General features: G+C 48.5%; 13 protein-coding genes. 5 read left to right on the top strand and 8 right to left on the bottom strand.

What is annotated here, in order from left to right; translation table 11 throughout:
• Positions 1–160: 160 nt before the first annotated feature.
• Positions 161–1,633 (top strand): MBOAT family O-acyltransferase, encoded by a 1,473-nt coding sequence (locus BBD42_RS09770; RefSeq protein WP_099517987.1) that lies wholly within the window; start codon positions 161–163, stop codon positions 1,631–1,633.
• 235 nt (positions 1,634–1,868) lie between these two features.
• A complete protein-coding gene (locus BBD42_RS09765; protein WP_150131533.1) occupies positions 1,869–2,732 on the top strand; it encodes a hypothetical protein in 864 nt (287 codons plus the stop codon).
• A 107-nt stretch (positions 2,733–2,839) separates the two neighbouring features.
• Here BBD42_RS09765 and BBD42_RS09760 read toward each other — a convergent pair whose 3' ends face one another.
• Entirely contained in the window at positions 2,840–3,607 is a 768-nt protein-coding gene (locus BBD42_RS09760) for an ABC transporter ATP-binding protein (RefSeq protein WP_099517985.1), read from the bottom strand.
• A 2-nt stretch (positions 3,608–3,609) separates the two neighbouring features.
• Positions 3,610–4,713, bottom strand: coding sequence for a FecCD family ABC transporter permease (locus BBD42_RS09755; protein WP_099517984.1), 1,104 nt, complete (start codon positions 4,711–4,713; stop codon positions 3,610–3,612).
• A 125-nt stretch (positions 4,714–4,838) separates the two neighbouring features.
• On the opposite strand from BBD42_RS09755, the gene BBD42_RS09750 reads away from it, so the two are divergent.
• Positions 4,839–5,915, top strand: a complete 1,077-nt coding sequence (locus BBD42_RS09750) for an ABC transporter substrate-binding protein (RefSeq protein ID WP_099517983.1) — start codon at positions 4,839–4,841, stop codon at positions 5,913–5,915.
• Between the two features lie 131 nt (positions 5,916–6,046).
• On the opposite strand, the gene BBD42_RS09745 is transcribed toward BBD42_RS09750, so the two are convergent.
• Positions 6,047–7,111: an LLM class flavin-dependent oxidoreductase gene (locus BBD42_RS09745; RefSeq protein ID WP_099517982.1), complete on the bottom strand. Its 1,065-nt coding sequence runs from the start codon at positions 7,109–7,111 to the stop codon at positions 6,047–6,049.
• Positions 7,112–7,135: 24 nt separating this feature from the next.
• Entirely contained in the window at positions 7,136–7,477 is a 342-nt protein-coding gene (locus BBD42_RS09740) for a zinc ribbon domain-containing protein YjdM (RefSeq protein ID WP_099517981.1), read from the bottom strand.
• Between the two features lie 213 nt (positions 7,478–7,690).
• On the opposite strand from BBD42_RS09740, the gene BBD42_RS09735 reads away from it, so the two are divergent.
• Entirely contained in the window at positions 7,691–8,740 is a 1,050-nt protein-coding gene (locus BBD42_RS09735) for a bifunctional transcriptional activator/DNA repair enzyme AdaA (RefSeq protein ID WP_099517980.1), read from the top strand.
• A 19-nt stretch (positions 8,741–8,759) separates the two neighbouring features.
• Here the strand turns inward: BBD42_RS09735 and BBD42_RS09730 are convergent, their stop codons facing one another.
• Together BBD42_RS09730 and BBD42_RS09725 are read right to left on the bottom strand one after the other, a co-directional pair.
• The gene (locus BBD42_RS09730) at positions 8,760–9,776 is read right to left on the bottom strand and encodes an SDR family oxidoreductase (RefSeq protein WP_099517979.1); all 1,017 of its coding nucleotides are present in this window, start codon (positions 9,774–9,776) and stop codon (positions 8,760–8,762) included.
• Between the two features lie 93 nt (positions 9,777–9,869).
• A complete protein-coding gene (locus BBD42_RS09725; RefSeq protein WP_099517978.1) occupies positions 9,870–10,328 on the bottom strand; it encodes a MerR family transcriptional regulator in 459 nt (152 codons plus the stop codon).
• 173 nt (positions 10,329–10,501) lie between these two features.
• On the opposite strand from BBD42_RS09725, the gene BBD42_RS09720 reads away from it, so the two are divergent.
• Positions 10,502–11,353: an aldo/keto reductase gene (locus BBD42_RS09720; protein ID WP_099517977.1), complete on the top strand. Its 852-nt coding sequence runs from the start codon at positions 10,502–10,504 to the stop codon at positions 11,351–11,353.
• Positions 11,354–11,684: 331 nt separating this feature from the next.
• Here BBD42_RS09720 and BBD42_RS09715 read toward each other — a convergent pair whose 3' ends face one another.
• Together BBD42_RS09715 and BBD42_RS09710 are read right to left on the bottom strand one after the other, a co-directional pair.
• Positions 11,685–12,698, bottom strand: a complete 1,014-nt coding sequence (locus BBD42_RS09715) for an NADP-dependent oxidoreductase (protein WP_099517976.1) — start codon at positions 12,696–12,698, stop codon at positions 11,685–11,687.
• Positions 12,699–13,311: 613 nt separating this feature from the next.
• Complete coding sequence (locus BBD42_RS09710) at positions 13,312–15,618, bottom strand: beta-L-arabinofuranosidase domain-containing protein (RefSeq protein ID WP_099517975.1); 2,307 nt, start codon at positions 15,616–15,618, stop codon at positions 13,312–13,314.
• Positions 15,619–15,683: the final 65 nt, after the last annotated feature.

The following is a 15,683-nucleotide window of genomic DNA, read 5'->3' as shown; positions in this document are numbered from 1 at the left end:
CCGGATTTCCATCTCCTGCGTGGGGGCTTTTTCACTAAAAAATAATAATACAATATTAATACTATCTTACTTAATTGATTTAACTTATAATTTGGGAAACAATATAGCGTCTCTCCACGTTCTATTGACCCCAAAAAGATAGCAACAGGATGTGCACCTCATGCTTTTTAATTCACCCGCTTTTATTTTCGGTTTTTTGCCTCTCGTATTTGGAGGCTACTTCTTTTTCTCATCGATTGCTTCCCCCTCCATCTCAAGGTCATGGTTAGCAGTCTGCTCGATCTTCTTCTACGGCTGGTGGAATCCTGGATACCTGCCTATCCTATTTCTGTCTATGCTGGTCAATTTTTTTCTAGGCAAATTTTTAACTACCCACAGAAGCAAGCCCCTCCTCATCCTTGGTATTCTCTTTAATTTAGGCTTGCTAGGCTATTTCAAATACGCCAATTTCCTGCTTTCTAATATTAATCTCGCCTTTTCTGCCAATGTAACACTGCTTGATGTTGCTTTGCCTCTGGCTATCAGCTTCTTCACCTTTCAGCAAATCACCTTTATTGTTGATTGCTATAAAAACAAGGTGAAAAATTACAGCATTATGAATTACGCTTTATTCGTCACGTTTTTTCCGCATCTAATTGCGGGTCCCATCGTCCATCATAAAATCATGATGCCCCAGTTTCAAAATGAGCATAATCACAAAATAAATTACGAAAATATTTCCCGAGGCCTGTTTATTTTTTCTATTGGCTTGTTCAAAAAGGTCATCTTAGCGGATCAATTTGCAACAACGGTAGGAAGCGGCATGGGTTACCTTGATACGATTGGCTTTTTCGATGCATGGGCATTCATTCTATCCTTCACGTTCCAGCTGTACTTTGACTTTAGCGGCTATTCGGATATGGCAATTGGGCTGGCTCTGCTTTTCAACATTAAGCTGCCCATCAATTTCGATTCTCCATATAAAGCGACCCAATTTCAAGACATGGCCTCTCGCTGGCATATTACCTTAACCCGTTTTCTTTATGAATATGTGTACTATCCAATGAACCGTTACTTTACTAGAAAAGTAACACCTAGATGGGGGATTCGGCTATCCTCCACTACACAAGTCAATCTTAGCTTATTGCTTTTGTTCTTGTTGAGCGGTATTTGGCATGGGGCGGGTTGGAACTTCATCGTATGGGGGCTGCTTGTAGGTCTTGGAATCGTCATCTATCGAACATGGAGCAAATTTAAAATCAAGCTTCCCGCTATTCTCGCTTGGCTGCTTACCTTCAGCTATTTAAATCTGACTTTAGTTTTCTTTAAACTGGAGAGCTTTCAGCAATCCCTACAGCTCTTCAAAGCCTTATTTGGTTTCCAGGGCTTCACGTTACCGATTGGATTGTCAAACCTGCTGTCCCCTCTTGCTTCCTACGGAATTCAATTTGTTCCTACCCCTATTAATGAGAATTGGAAATATGCCGCCTTGATTGGGATAGGATTTATAATTGTGCTTTGCTTTAAAAATAGTTCAGAGAAAATGGCAGCCTTTAAGCCAAATTTTTTTCATGCGCTCTTCTTCATCCTAATTCTCGTGTATGCTCTATTAAATCTAACCAAAATATCTGAATTCTTATGCTTCAAATTTTAAGGTGAATGCTATGAAAAATAATAGACGATGGACGTTATCCACTTTGACCGCTACCGCCCTGCTGCTGCTTCTAGCAGCTATCATCAATTATTGGATTGATCCGTATGGGCTATACCATTTTACAGGGGAAAGCTATAATTACCGCAAAAGCATAAATCGGGATCCCTACCAGTTTAAAACCTATCTCGGCAAGCGAATGCAGCCTCAGGCTATTGTTCTAGGAACGTCAAGAGCAATGAGGCTCGACCCTGCTTTCATTCAATCGCTCACTGGAGAACGCACCTATAACTTAGGCCTGCCTGCTGCCACTTCTTATACAAGCTATCAATATCTTAACTTTATGCTTAAGGTTGACCCACAGCTAAACACCGTTTACTTTGGCTTAGATTTTGAAGTCTTTGATCCTCAGCTAGCCAATCATGCCAACTACATCGAGGAGCGCTTGACTAGCCCCTTTTATTTAAAGGACTACTTCTCTACCTTACTAACCGAGCCGGCTCTTAAAGAGAGTTGGAAAATATGGTCAGACAACCATAATAACACCTCCACCTATACGGAAACCCGCTATTTGATGGATGGCAGCTTTGATGAGGAATATGTTTATCCTGAGCATATCAATGAAGGCACATTAAAAATCCTTCCTGCTACACTGGAGCTGACAGCAAACAGCCTGAATGATTTAAAACGAATAGTCGAGCTATGCGAGCAAAATCAATTGCAGCTGTTCCTTTATATCAGCCCTGTTCATGCAATTGTTTTAGAAACCTATTGGCAAAATGGCCTGTGGCCACAATATGAGGAGTGGAAACGACAGCTGGTTCAAATCGCCCCCATTTGGGATTTTTCTGGCTATCACCATATTTCGGCCAGCTCGCTGCAAACAGGGGAAAACTACAATGACCTCTCTCATTATTCAAAAAAAATAGGCAACCTCATGTTGGAACGCATGCTGAACCTTCATGATGATCAGGTGCCCTCCTATTTCGGAGTTCTTCTTGCCCCAGATAATGTAGAAGAACATCTAACGAAGCTGCGGCAAGACAGATTACGCTGGCCGGAGAAGGATAAAAACATGGCTGAACTAGTGGTCAGTTATTAATAAGCATGACACCTTACCCGATAAAAGCATAAGGCAGAGAAAAGAAACCCAGGTTTCCCCAAATTCCTTCTCTCTGCCTTATGCGTCTAGGCGCTTGCTAAAAATACTTACTGCGCATTTAAATAAGCAATGCCCAGCCCGCCCGTTACCGGATTTTTATAAATTTCGCAATTGACATCGAATACGTCGCTGATCATCTCTTTCGTCAATACTTCTTCTGGCGTTCCGCTCGCGTAAATTTGCCCCTGCTTAATGATATACAAATAATCGCAATACTCTGCTGCCAGCGTCAAATCATGAAGGGCGGCTAAAATGCCGATGCCCAGCCCTTTGACGATGCTCAAAATTTGCAACTGGTATTTAATGTCCAAATGATTTGTCGGCTCATCCAAAATCATAAACTTTGGCTGCTGCGCAAGCACCCTCGCCAGAACGACACGCTGTTTTTCCCCGCCTGAGAGCGACATGTAGCTGCGTTCCGCATAATGGGACAGATTCACCCTGCTCAGCGCCTCTTCCACAATTTCCTCATCTCGCTGATTGTCCGTCTCCAGCATTCCCTTATGGGGCGTCCGGCCCATCATGACCATTTCCCGCACATTGAAATCAAAGCTCATTTCATTAAATTGTCCGACAACGCCAAGCTGCTGTGATACTACCTTCGGCTTGGATTTCAGCACATCCGTGTCGCTGAGAAACACCTGTCCCTGCTTGGGCTTAATTACTTTATAAATGCTTTTGAGCAGGGTTGATTTGCCGCAGCCGTTTGGCCCGATGAGGCCAACAAACTGCTGGCTGTTCACCTTGAGCGATATATCCTTCACAATATCTGTACTCGCAAACGATACCGAAATATGATCCACCGTCAGCTTCATCGTTATTTCCCTCCAAAGGCGTAGCCTTTTTTGACCAACATGTACATGAACAATGGCGCACCAATCATCGCCGTAATAATGCCGATAGGCAGCTCTACGCTCGGAATAATTGTCCGGGAAATCACATCGGTCCAAATCAGAAAAAGACCGCCGACCAAAATGGATGCCGGCATCAGCCTTCTATGATCGGAGCCGACGACTCCCCTCACCATATGAGGAATAATCAGTCCAACGAAGCCGATCATACCGCAGCTCGCTACAATGACGCCCGTAATAAGCGCGGCCAGCAGCAAATAAATTTTGCGGAAAACCGCTAAATCCACGCCCAGCGTAACCGCCGTATCATCGCCAAGCAGCATCGTATTCAATATCCGGGATTGAAAAATGAAAAACAGCGCCGCTACTGCAACAACCAGCGATATGAGGGGAAGCTTGTCCCATTTGGAGGCAGCGAGGCTCCCCATCGTCCAGAACGTCACCGTCTTAATGCCAACAGCATTATTCGCGATATAGATAATAAAGTTGGCAAACGCTGTACAAAGGGCATTAATGACCATACCGGACAATACCAGCTTGACCGACGTCATTTTGCCGCCAATGCCGGCCAATATGAAAACGAGCAGCGATGCGCCTAATGCGCCTGCGAAGGCCCAGAAGGCTACTCCTGTCTGTCCGAGCAGACCGCCCGCGCCAAAGCCGATCATAATGGCAAAGGTCGCGCCCAGCGAAGCGCCTGAGGAAATGCCCAGAATATAAGGATCAGCCAGCGGATTTTGCACTGCCGCCTGCATCACTGTACCGCACATCGTAAGCCCAGCCCCGATAAACAGCGCCATTAATACGCGTGGGAAGCGAATTTGCCACAATATATCCACATAAGAGCTTGCTTCCATAGCGCTTCCATCTCCGAGCTGAATGCCCGTAAGCTTATAAAGTAAAATACGATAGGCATCCCCCAGTGGAATTTTAACCTGCCCGATTGACACCGCAACGCCAATCGATACCACAATTACAGCCGCGAGCACGAGCATAAAAGTTAAAAACAGCGACTTTTTTCGAATGAGTGCTTCTTTCTCTTCGCGCCTACTTACACTGACCTCTGCCATTCCTCATTACCCTGCCTTCTCATTCATTGTTTCGATTTTAGTTTACAACTGACTGTTTTTAAGTATAATTGATAATGATTCTCTTCGTCAATTAAAGACAATATATGAAATGAGGTTAGTAGGATATGTTTCGTTTTTTGCGTAAAATGACGTTTTTTGCACTCCCCCTTGCTCTGGCAGTAACAGCTGGCTGTTCTTCCGCCTCGACCAATTCACCGAGCAGCTCCCCGAGCCCTTCCGCCGAAGCGACGGCTTCAGCAGCAGTAGTAGAAGCCTCTCCGAGTCCTGGCGGCAAAACCACTTATCCGCTTACCATTGAAAATTACAATTTGTCGGCAGAAAGCGGCTCCTTCCAGCCGAAGACGCAAACGTTCGAGAAGGCACCGGAGCGCATCGTTGCGAATACGCAGTCCGCTGCGGAAATTTTGATCCGACTTGGTTTGACGGATAAAGTGGTTGGCGTCGCCGCCCTTTACGGGGATGTGGAGGCAGACATTGCCGAGCCATTCGCTAAAATCCCTGTCTTATCCGAGACATATGTCGGCAAGGAGCTGGTCGTCGGAGCGAAGCCGGATATCGTCCTCGGCCGTGGCGATCTATTTGCAGATGCGGATTGGGGCGTCGGAACGGTTGACTCGCTGAACGAACTCAATATTGCTACTTTTATTCAAAACAACTCCCGTCCGGGTGCTGTACTCAGTGATCTTTATAAAGACATTGAGCAAATGGGACAGATTTTCGACGTACAGGATAAGGCGCAGGAGCTTGTTCAAAGCTTGCAGCAGCGCGCCAAGGATATCGAGACCCGGTTTGCCGGCAATCAGGAGCAGAGCTTTGCTTTTATTGGAAGCAGCACGCCGGATTCCATTGCTGTCTACAGCGCAAATAATGATACCTTCCAAGCAGAGGCGCTTAGCCTGTTGAAGGTGACCAACAGCTTTGCCGACGTTTCCGGTGAAATCAGCGCGGAGCAGCTCGTTGCGAAAAACCCTGATTTCCTTGTCATCTCGGATTATAAAGGCGGTCCGGACATCAATGAATCCGTGAAAAATATTTATGAAAATCCCGCTCTGCAAAGCATGTCCGCTATCCAAAACAAAAAAGTGTTCATTATCGACTTTAACGATTTCTGGGGCTACGGCTACCACATCTTTGACGGTGTCGAGAAGCTAGGCGATAATCTGGCTAATGCCTCCTCTTAACGTAACACCATTGAATATCGGACCGCCATCCCCCGGGCCGACCGAAAAAGCGCCTCGTGCTTCGCAGGCTCAGCTCTTGAATAGAGCTGCAGTCCTGCAAGCCAGAGGCGCTTTTTTATTCACAATGGTGTTTAGTTCGTCTTTCCTTCGTTTTTCGCTTCCCACTTGGCAATTTCCTCGCGCACTCGCGGTGCAACCTCCGTGCCAAGCAGCTTGATGGCATTCATGACGTCCTCATGCGGCATCGTACCGAGTGGCGTATGGAGCAAAAATCTCGTAATGCCGACATGTTTGCGCAGGTTAATGATTTTACGGGCAACCGTTTCGGGATCGCCGACATAAAGCGCGCCTTCAATGCTCCGGGCAGCGTCAAAGCTGGAACGGTCATAATGGCCCCAGCCCCGCTCTTTGCCGAGCACATTCATAACCGCCTGCGTTGAAGGGAAAAACTTGTCTGCTGCAAGCTGCGTCGTCTCTGCAATAAAACCGTGCGAGTGCGAAGCGATGGGCAGCTTCGAGGCATCATGCCCCGCATGGGCTGCTGCTCTCTTATACAGCTGCACCAGCGGTGCAAAATTCATCGGGCTGCCCCCGATAATGGCGAGAACAAGCGGAAGGCCGAGCAGGCCCGCGCGGACAACCGATTCTTGATTGCCGCCGCTGCCGATCCATACCGGCAATGGGCTCTGAACAGGGCGTGGATAAACGCCCAGATCGTTTATGGCTGGGCGGTGGCCGCCTGCCCAGGTTACTTTTTCAGATTCGCGAATTTTCAGCAGCAGCGCCAGCTTTTCATCAAACAGCTCATTATAGTGGTCCAGATCATAGCCGAACAGCGGAAACGATTCAATGAAGGAACCGCGCCCTGCCATAATTTCCGCACGCCCATTTGAGATGCCATCCAGCGTTGCAAAATCCTGAAACACGCGCACAGGATCAGCGGAAGACAGCACCGTGACGGCGCTCGTCAATCGAATCTGCTTCGTTTGTGCGGCAGCAGCCGCCAAAATAACGACTGGAGAGGAGGCCGCATAATCTTGACGATGATGCTCGCCTACTCCATAAACGTCCAGCCCAACCTGATCCGCAAGCACAATTTCTTCAACGACTTCGCGAATACGCTGGGCATGGCTCATAACCTCTCCTGTTTCTACATCGGGCGAGGTTTCGACAAACGTACTAATCCCTATTTCCACTGTACAATCCCTCCTGTTTCCACTCTATATTTTTTTAACAAACTCCGATTTCAGCTTCATAGCGCCAAAACCGTCAATTTTGCAATCAATATCATGATCGCCTTCGACGAGCCGGATGTTTTTGACCTTGGTACCGATTTTGACGACGAGCGAGCTGCCCTTGACCTTCAAATCTTTAATGACCGTGACCGAATCACCGTCGCTCAGCACATTGCCGTTCGAATCCTTTACAACCTTCGCATCTTCATTGGCATTATCCTGTGCATTTTCATTCCATTCATGCGCGCACTCCGGGCAAACAAGCATCAGCCCATCCTCGTATGTATATGGCGACTGGCACTGTGGACAATTTGGCAAGCTAGACATGTATTTATGCCCTCCATTCCTGTTACTATAATCGTTACGACTTTGCTTGGAAGTTTCATTATAAACGGGAAATTAGCAAGCGTAAACGGCTGAAGCCGTCATCCGGCGGTAAAGCTGCCGTTTCTCGGTGAAATCAATGCCTGATTTTCGGCTGCAACGGCCGGCAAGAATCGATATAATAAAATCCATCAGAAAAAGTAAGGGGCGCACGCCATGATACCTGCCGAACGTTATCCCGAATGCTATAGGGCCTTAATAGAGAAAAATACCGAATATGAGGGCGTTTTTTACGTTGGAGTCAAAACGACGGGCGTGTTTTGCCGTCCAACATGCCCCGCTCGCAAGCCTAAGTTTGAAAACTGCGAATTTTATGAGACGGCGCAGCAGGCTTTGCTTGCGTCTTTCCGTCCGTGCCAGCGCTGCCAGCCACTTTCCCATCCCAATCAAGTGTCAGAGGTCGTTCGCCTGCTCGTCGAAGCGGTAGAGCAAAACCCGGAAAAACGCTGGAAGGGCCAGGATTTCAAAAATCTATCCGTCGATGAATCAACGGCTCGCCGCCAGTTTAAGCAGCGCTTCGGCATGACCTTCGTCGAATATGCCCGTGCCCGCCGTATGGGCATCGCCTTGAAAAACATTAGAGCTGGCCAATCGGTTATGGATACGCAGCTCACGACTGGCTATGAATCCAGCAGCGGGTTTCGCGATGCTTTCTCCCGTATTATGGGCGCGGCACCTACTTTATTGGAGGATGGCAAAGTGCTGAAGGCGTCATGGATCGATACGCGGCTTGGGCCGATGATGGCGATTGGCGATGAGCAGCACTTGTATTTGTTGGAGTTTGTAGATCGGAGGGGCCTTGAGCGCGAGGTCGAGCGTCTGCGCAAAAGGACCAAATCCGCGATCATTCCCGGCACAACAGCAGCCATTCAGTCCATTGAACGGGAGCTGGCGCTTTATTTTGACGGGAAATTGACGGAATTCAAGACGCCGCTATTTTTATTAGGCTCGCCGTTTCAGCAAAGCGTGTGGGCACAGCTGGTGAAAATACCGCCGGGCGAAACTCGTTCTTATTCCGACATTGCGGCAGCACTTGGAAAGCCGACAGCCTTTCGCGCAGTCGCCCAGGCCAATGGAGCCAATCAGCTGGCTATCCTCATCCCCTGCCATCGCGTTATCAATTCAAACGGCGAATTGGGCGGCTATGGAGGCGGATTATCCCGAAAAAATTGGCTGCTCCAGCATGAGAGACAAGCATCATGCTGAAGCAGCCGCTTCAAGCGGGCTATTCGGCTAAAGCTTTTTCGGCAGCAGCCAGAGCACTCACTACTTTATCGCACCAAAGATCGAATTCCTCGTCCTCCTTCTGATGCTCAGGATTGGCCAAAATGTGGGCAACCGTCTGCTTGATGCCTTGATCAAGCCTCGTCGTAGCTACAAATTCAGGAACGAGCCTTTTCAGCTTCGCATTGTCAAAGACGACGGAGTTTGCCTTGTCGCCCAGCAAGCCGCCCCGAAAATCATATTTGCTGCCCGCAGCGAGAAAATCAGAGGATACATGCACCGCATTCAGCTTTACGCCGAGCGCATCCGCAATGGTTTCATAAATCTGGTTCCAGGTCACCGACTCATCCGACGTGATATGCACGGATTCGCCAATCGCATGGATGTTCCCCATTAGGCCAATAAAGCCTTTGGCAAAATCGCTGTTATGCGTCATCGTCCAGAGGGACGTGCCGTCGCCATGGATGATGACCGGTTTATTTTCAAGCATACGCCTAGCGACCTGCCAGCTTCCGTTATTGCCATGCACACCCAGCGGAATCGAGCGCTCGTCATACGTATGGCTTGGCCTTACAATCGTGATGGGGAAGCCTTGCTCGCGGTACTGCTTAGTCAAATACTCTTCACAAGCAATTTTGTTGCGGGAATATTCCCAATATGGATTGGATAATGGCGTTCCTTCAGTGATGCGATAATCCGACAGCGGCGTCTGGTAGGCTGAAGCCGAGCTAATGAACATAAACTGCTTCGTTTTGCCCTGGAATAAGCGGTAATCCCGCTCCAGCTGCTCTGGTCTGAAGGCGATAAAATCCGCTACAACATCAAATGACAGATCAGCAATAAGCTCAGCTACCTGCTCCTCATTATTAATATCGGCTTTGATGCTATGTACACCTGCCGGCAAATCTGCATTTCTAGTTCCCCGGTTCAAAAGATAAAGCTCGCATCCACTCTCTACTAACTGCTTCGTAATGGCAGAACTAATCGTGCCCGTTCCTCCAATAAATAGCGCTTTCATAAAACACCTCCGTTAGTATGGTATTGCTGTAAAAGCTGCTTCTTTTCTTCTTAATGATAGCATGGGGCACGTTTGAATACTATGACTAAGCGTTCACTGTTTGCCCCCTCGTGAAGCAGCGGGCGAATAAAACACGTCGCAATGTTGATGCCTGATTTTTTCCCAGTTGGCGGGATTGGTCGTGTCCGGAGTGCGCTGCTCCATAATAGCCTGATACAGAGCGGCTTTCTCTTCTAAATGTTCAACACGCCGTTTGGCTTCTTCGAGCTGAACGAGCGCCGCTTCTCTATGCTCCATCATTATTTCGCAGCGTTGCGGTATGGTCGAATCCCCTTCAATACATAGATCGACGTACATTTTAATGACCTCAATCGGCATCCCGGATTGCTTGAGGCATTTGACGCCGTACAGCCAGTTGATGGATTCTGCGTCGAACAGCCGGATATTATTCTCATTGCGCTGCACGCTTGGCACCAACCCTTTATCGGTATAAAAGCGCACAGCATGCTCGGTGAGCCCCGTTATCAGGGCAGCTTCTTTGACCGTATGCATGTGTAATCCTCCTTGGAAAAAATATGATAAGACCGCTTGACTTCGTGTAACACGAAGGCGATAAGCTTATTATATTGCAAATCGGCTATACGCGAAATCACCCGCTGTGGTGCCCGATTTCCAGGATTCGCGGCCATTTGCCGTTCCACATTTGAACAATGGGAGGATTTACAATGCAAACTGTAACATTGAACAATGGTGTTCAAATGCCGATCATCGGCTTTGGTGTCTACCAAGTTCCCGATGCTGAACAATGCGAGAACGCCGTCTACGAAGCGCTGAAGGCCGGTTACCGCCTAATCGACACCGCCGCCGGTTATTTGAACGAGGAAGCGGTTGGACGCGCAATCAAGCGCAGCGGCGTACCGCGTAAGGAGCTGTTCATCACGACCAAGCTCTGGGTTCAGGATGCCGGCCACGAGAGCACCAAGCTGGCGTTTGCCAAATCCTTGAATAGGCTGCAGCTCGACTATCTCGATCTATACCTTATTCACCAGCCGTTCGGCGATTATTACGGTTCTTGGCGCGCGATGGAGGACCTGTACCGCGAAGGTAAAATTAAGGCTATCGGTGTCAGCAACTTCCTGCCCGACCGTCTGATGGACCTCATTGTCCATAACGAAATCGTGCCCGCCGTCAACCAGATCGAAACGCACCCGTTCTACCAGCAGTTCGAGAGTGCCGCTTTTATGAAAGAGCAGGGAGTGCAGCACCAATCGTGGGCGCCGTTCGCTGAAGGACTGGGCAACATGTTCGGCAACGAAGTGCTGACCTTAATCGCGGAAAAATACAACAAGTCCGTCGCTCAGGTTATACTGCGCTGGCTTGTTCAACGTGGAGTTGTTGTTATTCCAAAATCGGTGCGCAAAGAGCGGATCGTCGAAAACTTCGACATTTTTGATTTTGAGCTGAGCGCGGACGATAGCAAGCAAATTTCCATGCTCGATACGCGGGAAAGTCTTTTCCAATCGTACCACGATCCGCAAGTCGCCAAGTTTCTGGGCACATTGAGAGTCGATATTTAACCTTAATTGCACCGTAAACTCATCGCTCGTGTATTCTCATATCTATTCAGCATAAACGGCTGAACCCGTCCTCTGGCGGCAAAGCTGCTGCTTCGCGTAAAAATATTGAGAATGGATCGAAAAGTCATATACTATCCTATAGGTTAAGAAAGGACAGGACAGCGCGCCTGTTCTTTCTCTATGTTAATCCGTAAGCTGTAAATGTTGTTCATGCTGCATTGTTTATGGACATAGAAAAAAAGCACCGACATTTCCGTCGATGCCTTGCCGGCGCCTTCTTGGGATCTTAATCAGCCTGCTTATACAGCTCTCCAATAGAGCCTCGCTTATTCTAAGGAATTTTAACCAGCATTTTCCCCATATTTTTGCCTTCAAACAGTTGCAGAAACGCTTGAGGCACTTTGTCGAAGCCTTCGACAATCGTCTCCTCGTATTTCAGCTTGCCTTCTCCGAGCCACTGTCCTAGCGCCTGAATGCCTTCAGCCGTACGGTCGGCATAGTCGCCCAGCACAAAGCCTTTAATAAGCGAACGTGTCTTGATCAGCTGCGTCTGTATCCGGGGGCCAATGTCACCCGATTTGCTATTGTATGAGGAAATAGCTCCACATAGCGGAATGCGCGCATGCGTGTTCAGCAGCAGCAGCACCTGATCGGAAATGTCGCCGCCGACATTGTCAAAATAAACGTCGACTCCATTCGGACATGCCGCTTCCAGCGCTTTGCCCAAATCGCCGACCGTCTTATAGTTAATCGTCTCATCGAAGCCAAGCTCCTGCTTCAAATAGCTGGTTTTCTCGTCCGTTCCTGCAATACCGACGACACGAGCGCCCTTGAGCTTCGCAATTTGCCCGACAATCATGCCGACTGCGCCTGCTGCGCCAGATACGACGACGGTTTCTCCTGCCTTAGGCTGTCCAATATCCAGCAAGCCGAAATAAGCAGTCAGCCCTGTAAGGCCCAAAACGCTCAAATAAGCGGGCAATGGCGCCATTTGATCATCTACCTTGCGAACGCTGGCAGCATCCACGACATTGTACAGCTTCCAGCCCAGCATGCCGAGGACCTTGTCTCCAACAGCAAACTGCTCGGATTTCGATTCGACAATTTCGCCTACAACACCGCCGACAATCGGCTCGCCTAAAGCAAATGGAGGAATATATGACTTGCTGTCATTCATCCGTCCCCGCATATAGGGATCAACCGATAAATACAGGCTGCGGACGACAACCTGCCCTTCCGCCGGTTGCTCCACCTTAGCGTCCTTCATCGCGAAATGCTGCTCTGTCGGCATTCCCTCAGGCCGTGCTGCCAACACGATCATCTGATTATTTAAAGTTTCGTTCATGATTCAAAAACCTTCTTCCTCGTTTTAAAATAATATATCCATTTTACCGGGCGGCATTCTGGGGCCCGAGCCACAATAAAGATTTTGCAAAGTACAGCAAACGTTTTATTCAAGCAAATGCTTAGAATTCAAGGTGAAACGGCTGTCGCCTTCTTCTATCGGCGCAGCACGTTTCAGTCCGAGAAATATAGAGAATGGATGCATATTCATATCCTTTCCTATATTTCAAGGTGAAACGGCTGTCGCCTTCTTCTATCGGCGCAGCACGTTTCAGTCCGAGAAATATAGAGAATGGATGCATATTCATATCCTTTCCTATATTTCAAGGTGAAACGGTTGTCGCCTTCTTCTATCGGCACAGCGCGTTTCAGTCCGAGAAAAGTAGAGAAAGGTTGGCGAAATCATATACTTTCCTATATTTTAAGAAAATAACACACTGGGGATGAAGTTTCAATGTTCGATTTTAATCGAACTGTTTTCGCGGTTTGTTCACAACTGTGATTCAATCGGTGAAAATGCCAAAACAACCGGAGCCTTTTATGGCCCCGGTCGCCCCTGTTGCTTCCCTTGCTTTTGTACTGCGCCTCTTGTGTCACGCTTTTTTATCGCAGCCTTATGGACTGACTACCGCGCTAGTTGTTCTAACGCCGGCAACACGCCCCGCACAGCTCGCAAGCGACTTAGCCTTAAAGGTGACAATGACACTATCCTTCCCTCGTGTGAGCGGCTCTGCTATTTCATAGGTTACATAAAAAATATGGCCGATTTTGTTGCAATGAATCGTCTGCTCTCCGACGATCTCGCCATCCACCAGCACCTCAAACTCGCGGTTATATGCCGTACCTTCATGCTCGAAGCGGAAATGATCGCCGCCCCAATAAGCTACGCAAAGATTATTGGGGTTCGATCCATCAACTGCCAGCCGGTAGCTGAAGTATGCATCGCTGACACCAAACGCTTCTCTCCACATATGCAGCTTGTTCTGATTATCCGTAAACGACCCGTTATATAAACTCGTTAAGCAGTTGCCTTGAAGCTGATGACCGATTTCATCCTGCTGCCCGTCCGGCTGTACGCTATCGATAGTCACCTTATTCAGCTTCTTCTCAAAAGCATCGCCTTCGTCATTCAAATTCCAATACAGCGTATAAAATTCATGATGCAGCGCGTAGAAAGGCACGAGTGCTGCCCCCTTCCCATCGGAGGTCACTTCCTTCGCTATTTCAAATGTCAGCGTTTCGGCATCCTTCAGCCTGATGAAGTCAGACAGGTTCTCACTTTCCGTCCAAAGCACAGGCACATCCGCCGTCTTCATGCTTAATGCGGTCTCATCGACGATCGTATCCTCCGGAAGGCCATCAGCGCCAAACCTTCCCGCAAGCACGATTGGTCCATAAAGAAAGGCGATTTTGCTTGCGCTATCTTTGGCGGTGTACTTTCTCAGTGCCAGCGGCAGCGTGACCATAATATGATCCCCCTTGCTCCATGTCCCGCTGATGGTCAAGTATCCGGCTTGGTTTTCAACATATTTGCGCTCGCCGTTGACGACCGCCACCAGTTCACAAGGCAGCCAGGATGGGACGCGCAGCTTAAGATTAGCCTCTGCCGTTCCCTCGGCAATAACAAGCTTCACGGTGTCTGAATACGGAAAGCTTGTTTCCTGCCTGATGACCAGCCCCTTGGCTTTCCATTCGAGCTCGGAGGCCATATATAAATTCACATACAGATCATCCTGCTTTTCAAAATAAATCGCCTCGGCATATTTGCCCGGGTTTTCCATGCCCGTTCCGGTACAGCACCACCAAGCGGAATCGTGGGTGCCGTAAATTTTGAAATGGCCCGGCAGCGTCGAGGCAAAATAAGTTTTATTTCCCGTATGCGGGTCCTGCGTGCCGAGGATGTGATTGTATAAGGCGTTTTCATAATAATCCATATACGCGCTATTTTGCTCCCAGCTAAACAAATATTGGGTCAGCACAAGCATGTTATGTGTAAAACACGACTCTGCCGATTTAATGCCCAAGCTTTCCATATCCATCGCTTCAAAATGCTCCGAGAGGCTGCTTCCGCCAAAAACATAAGAGCGTCTGCCGACCACCGTATGCCAGAAAAATTCCGCAGCTGTGCGATAGCTTGTTAAATCTTTGTTCTGCTCATACATTTCGGCCACACCAATGACCTTCGGAATTTGCGTATTGGCATGCTTGCCCTGCAGCTCGTCCCGTTCCTGCTCCAGCGGCGAAATGATGGCTTTATGCGTAAATTGAACCGCTGCTTCCATATAAACAGCTTGTCCCGTGAGGCCATACAGCTGCGCAAACACTTCATTCATGCCGCCATGCTCGCATTCCAGCATATGCTGCGTCTGCTCCTCCGACATTTGCGAGAGTCCATCTACTGCCCAATCGGCAAAGGCTTTGACAACGTGCAGCGCCTCCTCATTCCCCGTCAGCGTGTACGCATCGATTAAGCCTTGATAAATTTTATGCACGCTGTACCACGGAACCCAATACCCGTTCATGCTAAAACCGCCAATGTCCGTGCCTTTAATCGCTTCGATAAAAGGGGTTTCGACCAAGCCGCCAACATATCCGCTGCCGGTCGCCGCTTGAATGCCTGCAAGCTCCGATACGGCATAATCCAGCTTCGCTTTTAGCGCCTCATGGCCCGTTGCCTGATAGGTGACGGCAAGTGCCGACATATAATGCCCGAGCGAATGCCCGCTAATCGTTCTGGCTTCCCAGCCTTCGTACCGCGGCTGCTTGGGCGCCAAGCCATGCGCCTCATAACATGGAGCGAGAAAACGGTCGATATCAAGCGCGTGCAGATAACGCTCGCCAACTTCCTGTGACGTTTTAAAGAGGCCGTCCAGCAGCAAAACGTCGCTTTGGCTGACGAAGCCTTGATTTATTTTTGCCATATTTATGAGTCCTCCCTAGACCTAAAATCAGCTATTTGCTATTCAGTCGCTACCATTCATGATAG

The organism is Paenibacillus sp. BIHB 4019 (assembly GCF_002741035.1).
GTDB lineage: Bacteria > Bacillota > Bacilli > Paenibacillales > Paenibacillaceae > Pristimantibacillus.
The sequence above is the reverse complement of the archived record's forward strand: the minus strand, read 5'-3'. Positions and strand labels throughout refer to the sequence as shown.